General features: G+C 63.1%; 9 protein-coding genes. 2 read left to right on the top strand and 7 right to left on the bottom strand.

The window, feature by feature from the left end:
- The coding region (locus A985_RS29345) for a HipA domain-containing protein (protein WP_232424637.1) at positions 1 to 450 on the top strand (450 nt) is incomplete at its 5' end.
- Between the two features lie 32 nt (positions 451 to 482).
- On the opposite strand, the gene A985_RS0115705 is transcribed toward A985_RS29345, so the two are convergent.
- From A985_RS0115705 to A985_RS0115685, 5 genes are all read right to left on the bottom strand, one after another.
- Positions 483 to 1,697 carry an MFS transporter gene (locus A985_RS0115705; protein WP_017234354.1) on the bottom strand — a complete coding sequence of 405 codons (1,215 nt, stop codon included), beginning with the start codon at positions 1,695 to 1,697 and terminating at the stop codon, positions 483 to 485.
- Positions 1,698 to 1,892: 195 nt separating this feature from the next.
- Positions 1,893 to 2,135, bottom strand: coding sequence for a ChaB family protein (locus A985_RS0115700; RefSeq protein ID WP_017234353.1), 243 nt, complete (start codon positions 2,133 to 2,135; stop codon positions 1,893 to 1,895).
- Positions 2,136 to 2,450: 315 nt separating this feature from the next.
- Complete coding sequence (locus tag A985_RS0115695; RefSeq protein WP_017234352.1) at positions 2,451 to 2,882, bottom strand: PRC-barrel domain-containing protein; 432 nt, start codon at positions 2,880 to 2,882, stop codon at positions 2,451 to 2,453.
- 90 nt (positions 2,883 to 2,972) lie between these two features.
- Positions 2,973 to 3,335, bottom strand: coding sequence for a BON domain-containing protein (locus tag A985_RS28230; protein ID WP_017234351.1), 363 nt, complete (start codon positions 3,333 to 3,335; stop codon positions 2,973 to 2,975).
- Between the two features lie 225 nt (positions 3,336 to 3,560).
- Positions 3,561 to 3,914, bottom strand: coding sequence for a BON domain-containing protein (locus tag A985_RS0115685; RefSeq protein ID WP_017234350.1), 354 nt, complete (start codon positions 3,912 to 3,914; stop codon positions 3,561 to 3,563).
- Positions 3,915 to 4,646: 732 nt separating this feature from the next.
- Here A985_RS0115685 and A985_RS27605 point away from each other — a divergent pair.
- Positions 4,647 to 4,859, top strand: a complete 213-nt coding sequence (locus A985_RS27605) for a DUF2061 domain-containing protein (protein WP_083902323.1) — start codon at positions 4,647 to 4,649, stop codon at positions 4,857 to 4,859.
- Positions 4,860 to 4,874: 15 nt separating this feature from the next.
- On the opposite strand, the gene A985_RS0115675 is transcribed toward A985_RS27605, so the two are convergent.
- Positions 4,875 to 7,958 carry a transglycosylase domain-containing protein gene (locus A985_RS0115675; RefSeq protein ID WP_017234347.1) on the bottom strand — a complete coding sequence of 1,028 codons (3,084 nt, stop codon included), beginning with the start codon at positions 7,956 to 7,958 and terminating at the stop codon, positions 4,875 to 4,877.
- 153 nt (positions 7,959 to 8,111) lie between these two features.
- On the bottom strand, positions 8,112 to 9,611 hold the full coding sequence (locus A985_RS0115670; RefSeq protein WP_017234346.1) for a DUF2252 domain-containing protein: 1,500 nt from the start codon (positions 9,609 to 9,611) through the stop codon (positions 8,112 to 8,114).
- Between the last annotated feature and the right edge of the window lie 439 nt (positions 9,612 to 10,050).

Genomic DNA, 10,050 nt, shown 5'->3' with positions numbered 1-10,050 from the left:
ACGACGATGCTGCGGGTGCTGGATCAGTTATCCGCGCAACCGGTGCGCGACGTACGCGAGTTCTTGCGTCGTCTGATCGCCTTTATCCTGCTAGGCAATACCGACGCCCACCTCAAGAACTGGGCATTGATCTACCCCGACGCCCATACGCCGCAGTTGGCGCCGGTGTATGACCCGGTGTGCGTCGCCGCCTTTTTTCACGACGTGCCGGCATCGCATTATGGCGTGAACCGGGCGATCGACAAGACGTTGCGGGCATTCGACTGGGCTGCCCTCGACGCGCTGCTCAAGGGCGCTGGGCTGCTTCGCGTGAGCCGCCTGAGCGCCATCGCGCGGGAGACCGTCCGAGACGCTCAGGCCCAATGGCCGGCACTGCTCGCGGACGCCCCGGCCGCCGTGCGCGCCACCGTGCTCGAACGCCTGAACGGCGGCGTGGCGCTCACGACCTGAGACCGCAGCGACCTTAGCGGGCACCCGTCGGCTTACCGCGCCTCTCGACGGGCGTCGTGGCGCGCCCAGAGGAACATCAACATGCCGGCGCACGACAGCAAGACACCGACCCACCCGGTCGACGTCCAGCCGTAACCTGCGGAAATTGCCACACCACCGAGCCATGCACCGGCGGCGTTGGCCATGTTGAACGCCGAATGGTTGAGCGCCGCCGCAAGTGTCTGCGCCTCACCAGCCACATCCATCAGGCGAATTTGCAACGCCGGGCCGATGATGATGATCGTGCCGATGCCAAGCACGTTGACACCGGCCAGCCAGGGACTCGATGCCGTGAAGGTGAAGGCACCCAGGAGCAGCGCCGACCAGATCAGCGTGCCGCCGATGGCGCGCATGAGCGACGCGGCCGCGACCAGGCGCGGCCCGACGACGGTACCCGCGACCATGCCGACACCGAACAATGCCAGGTAGAACGGCACCCACGCTTCCGGAACGCCGGCGACTTGCATGAGCGTCGGCTTGATGTAGCTGAACACCGCGAACATGCCCCCGAAGCCGATCGCGCCGATGCCCAACGTGAGCCACACCTGGGCGTTACGCAACGCGCTCAGCTCGCGCATCGGACTCGCGCCATGAGGGGCCGGCACATTCGGTACCCAGCGCCAGACCATCACCGCTGTCAACGCGCCGATGAGGCCGACAAGGACGAACGCAGCACGCCAGCCGAGCCACTGCCCGAGACCGGCGGCCAGGGGCACACCAAAGAGCGTGGCGAGCGTCAGCCCCAGCATGATCTGCCCCACCGCGTGCACACGACGATGTGGCGCAACGAGCGATGCCCCGACCAACGCGGCGACACCGAAGTAAGTGCCGTGCGGCAGGCCGCTGAGAAAACGCAACACGATCAGCGCGAGGTAACTCGGCGCGAGAGCGCTGGCCAGATTGCCGATGGCGAACATCGCCATGAGCGCGATCAGGAACGCACGGCGCGGCAGGCGCACTCCCAGCACGGCGAGCAGCGGTGCGCCGATCACGACGCCCAGTGCATACGTGCTGATCGCATGGCCGGCTTGTGGAATGGTGATGTTCAGGCCTTGGGCGACGTCGGGCAACAGCCCCATGATGACGAATTCGCCGGTACCGATGCCGAAGCCGCCCATGGCAAGCGCCACGAACGAGAGCCAGACGGGAATGGACGACGGAGGCAACGCTTCGGCCGCCTGGGCGGGCAGGATTTGGGAGGCACTCATTGGGATTGGGTCATGACAGCCAGTCCGGGACTGGCGAGGTTGTCGGCAACGACAAGCGAACGATATCGGGCGCGGCAGGCGGTGGATGTCCAACCTGGCGCGCGTCGCAGCCGCCCCATAAAGGAGGCCGATTCTACGCCAACGCGACAAATTCTGCAGACAGCACGCCGCGACGCCGCTGCCCGGAGCAGGCGATCACTGGTGACGTGTTTTCGCGCGCCACTGACCGGATCCTTCGTCCTTTTCGTAGGTCTTCTTCACTGCGGCCCAAGCCACTTTGTGTGCCGTTGCTTCACGCGATTCATGACCGCGCCGCTCGCCGGGATCCCGGTATTCTTCCCAGGCGGCATTGAACGCCTTGAGGTAAATCTCCTTCGCGTGCGCGGGCAAGTGATCCTTGACGCTTGCCGGCAGCTCCTCGGTCTGACGATAAGGCATGACTTTCCTCCGTTGGCGATCCGGCCCTGACGGACAGGAGTCGCTCCGTGTGCCGCCGCTGCCCGTCAAGTGGATCGCTCAAAGCAGACATATTTGCCCGGCGGCCGCAGCGGCGGCTCCTCAACCGGGGGATCCAGCGGTCTGTCGGGGGGAGGCGTCGGCGACGGCTCGTCCTCGTCGGGCGGCGTTTTCGGCGGCGGTGTCCCGGGCGGCCTGCCTGGGTCGTACGGCTCAGGCAGATGTGCGTACCGTCGTGGCGCTTTCGTCATCCAGCAAATCTCGGATTGACTCGACATGAGCAAGACCTCACCGAGCTTAATGCCAATAGGGGTCGACGGTGTAATACGTATGCACCTGTTCGGCCCATTGCATGTCAGCCATGCTTGGCCAATGATCCTTGTCGAAGCCTGGCGCCTTCTTGAGCGCTTCCTTGTCGATATCCAGAATGAAACGCTTGTTTCCGACGTCGAGCTGCAAGGCGTGCCAAGGAATGGCAAACAGCTTGTCGCCCATGCCGAGAAACCCGCCGAACGACAGCACCGCGTAGGCGACTGTGCCCCGTTGCACATCGAGCATGATGTGCTTGACCTTCCCAAGGCTTTCGCCCGCGCGGTTCACAACGTCTTCAGCATCGAGCGTGTCGGCGGCCATCACCGACGGGCCTGGCCCCTCGGGCAACTTGTGCGAATCGCCTACGATGCGGGCGCCTGACTGGGGCGTTTCGCCCCGACCGGTTTGCAGGGTCATGATCTTCTCCTTCTTCCAGTAATGTCGAGGCGCGCGGCACGCGCCGCCGACGGGGAGAGAATGCGGTTACTGTTGCGATTTCCGTTGCGGTTACTTGCCCATTACCTTGATGTCGTCCTTCACATCGACGACGCCTTCAACGCCCTTGACCGTGTCGACGACGAGGGTCTTCTGAGCGGATTGCGGCACTGAACCGGTCAGATGCACCACGCCATGACGCGTCGTGACGTGCACCTTGGTCGAAGGCACGTCCTTCTTGGCGAGCAATTCGGCCTTGACCTTGGCAGTGAGTGCCGAATCGTCAATCTTGCGGCCGGTATCGCTCATCACGCCGCTGGCGCCCGACTGATCGGCAATCTTGATGATGCCGCCCTGATCGAGGGCATGCGCGGCGATACCAGTCGTAGCAAGTGCACCGGCCATGACGAGTTTGAGTAGATTGGCTTGTTTCATGATTAACCTCCCGAAATTGAGTCGTCGCACCCATGGCATCGCTGCCTCGGGCGTCACCTCCGGCACGTTTGACGTGCCGCACCCCTGCGGCGACCGAGTCTTAGGTGATCCCTTCCCTGGCATTGAAATGCGGGGGAGTCTTTCGCTGCCTTCGGCACCCGGCAACCTTTTGCGTAAAGGGTTTGCCCGAATGTCCGCTTGCTCCATAAAGCGATGTCGCCCGAGTCAGATCTTGTGACCCTCCTGACTTTCTCCGGGACGGCTCATCGGCTGCGTGCGCCGCTCGTGCAATCGGTTGTCGACGCCGCTCACGCCGGGCACTTTCGAGACGATCGCCTGTACCTCATGTTGCATCCAGCGCTCCGGTACATCGCCGGTAAGCAGCGCCAGCCCCGAGGTCACCGTGACATCGATGTGCGAAATATCGAGGTCGGCCACGACGGCTAGCCGCCGACGAATGTCGTCTCGTATTGCCGCATCGCTCGACTGCTGCGCCTCATGCGGTTGCGCGGGTGTCGGACGCTCGCCTGCGGGCGTCGACGCGCCGGTTGTCTCGGCGTCACCGTCCTCGTGCGTCAACGCGTGCTCCTCGTCCGCCGTCCTTGGGCGGGATGTCCCGTGCGGTACGGACGCAATCGGTGATGGGGGAATGCGCTTCGCCATGACAACCTCCTGTACGGCCGTCCGTGCTTTGGTGAATGGCACCCGACCTGTTGAAACCGATTGTAGAGAGCCCGTCTCGTTTGGCGAATCGGCGGAGTCCGAAAGATGTGTAGGCGGACACCGTCAAACGATGCAGCACCGAGGCCGCATTGAAATGCATTTCATTAATTTTTATTATAATCAATTACTTAAAACGCACATCTCATGTAATTTAGAGAAAAAGTGGCGGCATTCGGACAATATCGCGTCCCAATTCCATCACTTCATCGGACGATTCCTGCGAAGCAGTCCTCCACCGGACCCTACGTCGACCGACGGCGTGCCGCGTTGCACGGCGCACCGATATCGAATGCGTGGCAACGCGAATTGGCATTGACCGGTATCAACAAGCGTTTCATTGGTCGACTTATGCTTCTTACGTGATTTTCCTGATCCGCAGCAGAACGCCATGCACAAACCCATCTTCATTACGCCCGGCGTTGTGGCTCATGGCATGAATGGTCACGCAACCCATCGCTTCCCACTGGACAAGGCCTTCCGTACGAGGCGAAATCGATCTGATAGCAGGACCTGCCACCACGTGACCATCGCGATGATGCTCCACAGGGTCAACGAACCACAGCCGTACGTCCGGTAAGGGGATGGATCATGAGAACCGTAAGCAGCCGTCGCTCAGTAACCAAGGCGCTTACGTATCGGAGCCTGGTCATGTGCCTCGACTTCGGGACGCTCTACCTGCTTACCGGCACCATTCACACCGCGGTCGGTTTCATGATCATCAGCAACATCTACACGTCCGTCGGTTACCTGGCTCACGAGCGTCTTTGGGCGCGTATCAAGTGGGGCATTGTTGAAACGTAGCGATGCGTTCGTTCGTCATGGCAGCGGTTGATCGACGCTTGTCTTGCCGACGAGCGGCCCGAGTGTCGGTCCGAGGGACTTCAGGAGCTGGACGGCCATCGCGCTAGTGTAGGTATAGTGTGTCGCGTAGGGCTCATGCACATAGGCGCTCAACACACCGTAGAAGCGGTTTCCGATCATGAACACGAATGTCGCCGTGCGGTTGACCTTGCGCGATTCGATGAGCTTGGCGCCGCGTGCATAGACGTTGAAACGCTGGTCGCCGGTGCCGGTCTTGCCGTAAACCTCGAGCGTGCGGCCCGAGCCTAGCGGCAGGCCGTCCGCGAGGCGCTTGCCCGTGCCGCCCGTCACGACGTCACGCAGCAGACCCCGGACGACGTCGACGATGGCGGGTGAAATCACGACCTGCCCCACGTCAAATGCGTGGGAAAAATGCGTCTCATATGGCGTGGCGGCCGCGAACGTGAGCGAACTCAGGCTTTCCTGTTGCACCTTTCGGCCGTCATTGGCGATGATGCCCATTAGTGTCGCAAGCGCGGCTGGCCGGTCACCCGCGGCGCCGATGGCGCACCCATAGGACGGCGTGATGCGCTTGAATGGATAGCCGAGCGAGCGCCACGCGCGCACGATGGGGGCGTACGCCTGAAGCTCGATCGTTTCCCGGATTCGGCGGTCTTGGGTGGCGTGAAAACGCGTCTTGAAGAGCCACGAGTACGATTCGAGACGCACGTCGCGGCTCGCGTCGCGCAAGTCGCTCTCGGTGGCTTGCGGATGGGCACGAAGGTAGGCGAGCAGCCAAAGCTCGACCGGATGCACGCGCGCAAGATAAGCGCGGTCGTTCAGGTCGAACTTGTCTGGTCCGTACTTTGCATATAGCCCCGCCATCTCTTCGGCGCTCATTGAGGCCGCCGGCGTGCCCTTCAGCGCCGCGCGCATCTGGCCCTCGAACCAGGCCGGCGAGCCGTCAGGCGCCACGCTACGCAGGGCTGCCGCGAGCCTGACGGGCGACTTTGGCATCCCCGCGACAAGCTTCGCCACCGCCTGGTCAGCCGCAAGCCCCGCATACCTTTTATTGAAGCGGTCGAGAAAGGTCAGGCTCTCTTCGTCGGCAAAGCGCGTCAGATACTGCTGCCGCAGCACCGGATCCGTGAGCCAGTGCGCCGACGGCCCCGCCTGCCTGACCATCTCGTAGTGGACAATGTCGCGCATGAGCCTCACGAATACGAGGTTGACCGAGCGCTGGAACGCTTCGTGCACGGTCAGGATGCGGCCATTGTCGGCGGGCTCGAAGTTCGAGAACGCCTGTTCGCCGCTGCCGGTGTGGAAGACTTCCCCGGGATTGGCCGAGTACTTGCGTTCGACGGCGGCCGCCAGCATCGCCGGCAACGAGTGGTCGGTCGTGTGCGCAAGATAGTTGAGCGCCCACGATGTCAGTGCGTCGAGCGCATCGGGCTTCACGCGCGCGAGTTCGGGGGGGGTGAGCGAAGCATAGTGTGCGTGGAGATCGGAGACGATCTGCAGATACAGGACGAGGGTGCGAAGCTTCGCGGTTGACCCGAGATTGAGGCGGGCACCCTGGTTGATGTCGAACGGCTCGTTCACGGTGTCGGTTTGCACGCGCAGCACATTCTCACCGCGGCGGCGCTCATAGAGCGAGAAGCTGAAGGCGATCTTCGCAGGATCGTCGCCGGGGCGAAGCATCTCGAAGCCATAGAGGCCGGCCTGCTGCGCGCCAGCCACCGTTTGTGCACGCGCAAGCTGCTTGCTGACAGCTTGCTCGAGCGCATCGGCGAGTGTCGAGCTGGCAGTGAGGTCGAGGCGATCGAGCGCGTAGGTATTTTTGAGGCCGAGTGTCTCGAGCAAATGCGCGCGCAATACCGAAATCGCCTTACGTTTGGCAAACGGGATTGCCTGCGCGGTAGCCAAACCGTGCCGTACCTGCAGGGGCTGACCGAGCGCGGCGTCGCGCAGCCGCGCCGAGATGACGTGGTTGTCGGCAAGCAGCCGCAGGTAACTGTTCGTCAGCGTCTCGAGCGCTGCATTGTTCCGTGTAAGGAAATACGACGGTGCGCGTTGCGCGATCAGGAGTGAGAGCACCTGCTTGAATGCGAGCGCTTCGTTGGTGAGTCCGCCGGTGGCAGGCGCCCCGGTTTGACCTCGAGCGTCCGTGTCGAGCGCTGCGAGCAGATGGTTCGCCTCGTCGAAGTCGCGGCCGTACCAGGCCACGAGCCCGTCGCCAATGCCTTCGATCTCGCCGATGCCTGGCTGCGCACCAAGCGGCTCCGTATTCAGGTAGGCGACGACGATCCTGCGGCGTGCCGGGAGCGTCCGCTCACCGCCGAGATAGGCGCGCAACGCCGCCGAGACCATCTGCCGGAGCTTCTCGGACGGGTTGACGGTACGCCCCCCCGGCGAGTGACGATATTTCTCGATCTGGGTTGCGAGCGTGCTGCCGCCGGGCATTGCATGGTGATGGAGCACGTGTTTGAGTGCCAGATCAATGACGGCGAGCGAGAAGCGCTTCCAGTTGATCGCGGGATTGAGGTACGGTTCAGCAGCATCGAGCAGTGATCGGTCTTCGATGAAGGTCAGCGCATCGGCAACAACCGGTGGTACGGCGTCGAAATTGGCGTAGGTGCGCAACGGGTAGCGCGCCCTGTAAAGCGGCGCGCCGCTCGCGTCGAAGAGCCGAAGACCGGCTTGAGCCTTTTCCTCGTAGGGAACGAAGAGTCCCTGGTCTGCGATGCGGGCCATCGTGGCCGAGTCGCGCGCCTGAGCGGTGACGACGAAGCCACGTGCGGTGAGGCGAGCGGCAAACTCGGGTAGTCGCTCATAGCCCATGCGCAGGTCGTAGGGACCGCCGTGGGAAGGGAAGCGGATGGTGTCGCTCGGGCCTTGCGCAACCCTGAAGGAAACTTGGCGGTCAAGTGCCGCAAAGTACTTCGCCTGGAGGCGCGAAGTCTGCATCTCGCGTGCCACGAAATAGACCCCGATGGCGCACAGTGACGCGGCCGCAAGCAAGAGAAGCCATTTCAGACGTATGCCAAACGGCTTTGTCGCTACTGCGCGCAACGTCGAATTGGCGGGCGGGCGGTTCATGTCAGTTCCGGAGGACGCCCGCATGCAAGCATGCGTGGCGGTGGACGTCCAGCGTACCTAGTGTCGCGCTTGTGAATTCGCGCTTGTCAATAGTAGTTTAGTCACGCCCGATCGCCGATGCATTGGGGGAAGCCTGCATCGCCCCCGTTCGGCTCACGCAATGAAATCGGCGGCCATGTCGGCATCGGTGCGCGCCTCTAGCTGACCGTCACGACACGCCTTTCTGAACACCTCGTAGTCGCGTTCGATCTGGTCGGCGTAATCGGTCGCGTAATGGACCAACGCTTGCGCGAGCCGGTTGCCTTTGCCCACATACCCAACCAGCTCAGCCGCACAACCGCCCGCTTTGGCGTGCGCGCGCGCCAGCACCCATCCGCAAAGCCCGGCGTACTCACGGAAGCCGTCGGCGCGAAACAGCTCGAATTGCGCCGACACCTTCATGTCGCGCAGTTGACGTCCATACACGCTGCGCCCGAACGGGCCGCTGCCCCAGCCCAGAAAGGCGTCGGAGGCCGCCTGCATCAGTCGCTGCCCCTCCACGACGCGACGCCCGTCGTGCTTCGACGAAGCGCTTTTGAAGAAGCGCGAGACGACCGACTTCGACGCCTCCTTGAACTGCAGGAAGAGCGGTTGCTCGTGGGTATCCATCATCAGCAACACCAGACATCGGGTGCCGACGCTACCGACACCCACGACCTTGAACGCCAGATCCTCCTGCGTGTAGCTCGACAACATGAGCGCACGATCGGGCGAGAGCGAGTTCAGATAGCTCTTGTAGACGGGGGCGAACAGCGTGCGCCAATCGCCCAGGCCGAGCCAGTCGTCTTCCGTGCCGAACAGCGTGGTGGCGCCGTGCACATGGAAAATGCTCGGTGGTGCATCACGAATCTGCCAATGATCGCCCACCTGCTGGGCAAACTTGGGAAGCACGTTTTCATGCGTGCGCCCGGTGGCGCGCGCAATTCCGCGTTTCACGCCCTCGCGCACGCGCTCGCTTTGAGCGAGGTCGAGCATGCGCTCGAACGTCACCTGCTCATGCCATAACGCAATCGTCGGCATGTGGGCGTATTCATTCAGGCGCCGCGCGTACGTCTGTACCGCCGTGCGCACCATCTCGACGCCCAGCGTATCGCCGAAGCCGAATTGGCGGGCGGCCAGTACCAGGCTGGCGCACAAGCGCTTTAGATCCCACTCCCAAGGTCCAAGCGCGGTCTCGTCGAAATCGTTCAGATCGAAGATCAGGGTGCGCTCCGGTGTGGCAAAGCCGCCGAAGTTGGCCAGATGGCAATCGCCGCAGATCTGGAGCGTGAGACCGGTGTGCGGGGTACCCGCCAGATCGTGGGCCTGGACAATGGCGCTGCCCCGATAGAAAGCGAAGGGCGACGCGAGCATGCGTCCGTAGCGCAACGGCACGAGCGCATCGACGCGTCCCTCGCTGCTGGTTCGCAGCAGTTCCACAACGTCTCGGTCGACGTTACCGACATGCGAGTGGCTACCACGCGGTGTGGTGTCGCGCAGCTTGCGCCCGGCAGCAATGCGGGCTTCGAACGGCACGACGGGAACGGTGGGCGATGTTGCGACCGGAAACGCGGCGGAAGATGCGGCGGGGCTGGCCGTGGCCGAGCGCGAGGCAGACGACAATTTAGCGGGCATGACTGGCTCCCTGTTCGTGCAATGCCGCAACCATTCCACACACGCCACCGGCACGGGTGAGCGCGCCGCAAGTCGGCACTTTTCACGGTGCCAGCGGGGCATTTAACTATCAAAATTGACGCGGCGCGAGGAAATCCCGCGGAAATCAGGCAAAATTGAGGGCTGCCGTAATCTACCGCCCGCCGGCACCCGATGTCATACGCGTGTCATGTCCGAGACTTCGTGATTCTGGCGGTTGGCCGCCCAAGAGGGGCGCAGGTGATGCAGCTGATGCACGCGACGCCGCGTGCCGGGTCTCCACCCACGACACGGCTCAAGACGGGCATGGACGGATTATTCCCCATGATATCGGCAGTGTCGAGCGTCGGCACGACGCGCCCGGACGTCGGCGAAGTCCCCCGCTCACGCGCCACCCGACCCAATCGGCCGAGCGCTGTTG

Source organism: Pandoraea sp. B-6 (assembly GCF_000282835.1).
GTDB lineage: Bacteria > Pseudomonadota > Gammaproteobacteria > Burkholderiales > Burkholderiaceae > Pandoraea > Pandoraea cepalis.
This window is presented reverse-complemented; position numbering and strand designations above follow the sequence as displayed.